This is a genomic window from Aeromonas sp. 1HA1, from assembly GCF_029237385.1.
Taxonomy (GTDB): Bacteria; Pseudomonadota; Gammaproteobacteria; order Enterobacterales; family Aeromonadaceae; genus Aeromonas; species Aeromonas popoffii.
Genome location: NZ_JAACGC010000183.1, coordinates 1 through 1,025 on the forward strand (window position 1 = coordinate 1; position 1,025 = coordinate 1,025).

A 1,025-nucleotide genomic window follows, 5' to 3' on the forward strand; every position below is an offset into this window, starting at 1 on the left:
GGAGCACAACGTAGATGAATGAGCCCAAGTACATCGACATCCTGGTGGTGAACGGCGCCTGGCAGCTCGATGCCGGCGGCCAGCCCCGCACCACCCAGGACCGCCACAGCATCGGTCAGGACATCAAGCACCGCATCATGGAGTCCGGGCTCGCCCGCAAGCTCATCGGCGAGCGCAGCCCGACCCTGCGCAGCGACGTGATGACCGAGATTGAACTGCTGGTTGAAGACGACGAGCGGCTGGTGCCCGGCACCATCCTCATCCGTGAAGAGGCCCCCGACCGGATACTGGTCACCGCCCGCACCTATGAATTCGGCGAACTGGAGGTAACCCTGTGAACCTGCGCCCGACCGTGGACTTTATGGCCCTGCTGGCCGAGACCGGCGTCCCGACCACCGAGCAGGCCATGGAAGCCGAGCTCAAACAGGAGGTAGTCGCCGCTGGCTCCCTCATCACCAATGACAGCGACGTGAGCCCCTTCTGGCGGCTGGTGCGCGGGGTGGTGATAACGCCAGCGCTCTGGCTGGTCCGCACGCTCTTGGCCGGCCATGTGCTGCCCAACACCTTCGCGGCCACCGCCACCGATGCCTATCTCGACCTCAAGGCCTGGGATGTGGACTTGACCCGCAAACCCGCTCAGACCACCCGGGGCCTGGTCAATTTCGTCAAGGCCAATCCCAGCGAAGCGGTCACCATCCCGGCCGATATCTGGGTCACCACCGAGCGCATCAACGGCACCATCTACCGCTTGCGGCCCTTGCAGGCGGTGGTGAGCCCTGCCGGCGAAGCGGTGGCCCGGGTGGTCTGCGAGGCAGAGTTCGCGGGCGCGGCGTGGAATCTGGCGCCGGGCTATTACAACCTGCTGAGCGAACCGGTGACCGGCATCCTGTCAGCACGTAACGATGACAGGGAGTGGATAACCACCCAGGGCGCCGATGCCGAGGGCAATGACGCTTTGGGCCTGCGCATCCAGAACCAGTTCTCGGCGGTGGGGCGTTATCACATCGACGCCATTTACCGCTCCA

The 1,025-nt window shown here is 65.0% G+C and carries 2 protein-coding genes; both read left to right on the forward strand.

The window, feature by feature from the left end:
* Nucleotides 1–14 precede the first annotated feature (14 nt).
* On the forward strand, nucleotides 15–338 hold the full coding sequence (locus tag GWQ22_RS21920) for a DUF2590 family protein (RefSeq protein WP_271774600.1): 324 nt from the start codon (nucleotides 15–17) through the stop codon (nucleotides 336–338).
* The coding region (locus GWQ22_RS21925; RefSeq protein ID WP_275931633.1) for a baseplate J/gp47 family protein at nucleotides 335–1,025 on the forward strand (691 nt) is incomplete at its 3' end. The genes GWQ22_RS21920 and GWQ22_RS21925, both read left to right, overlap by 4 nt.

Bases quoted from the DNA above. Each gene is read 5' to 3' on its own strand.
- GWQ22_RS21920 (WP_271774600.1), top strand. From the start codon at position 15: ATGAATGAGCCCAAGTACATCGACATCCTGGTGGTGAACGGCGCCTGG.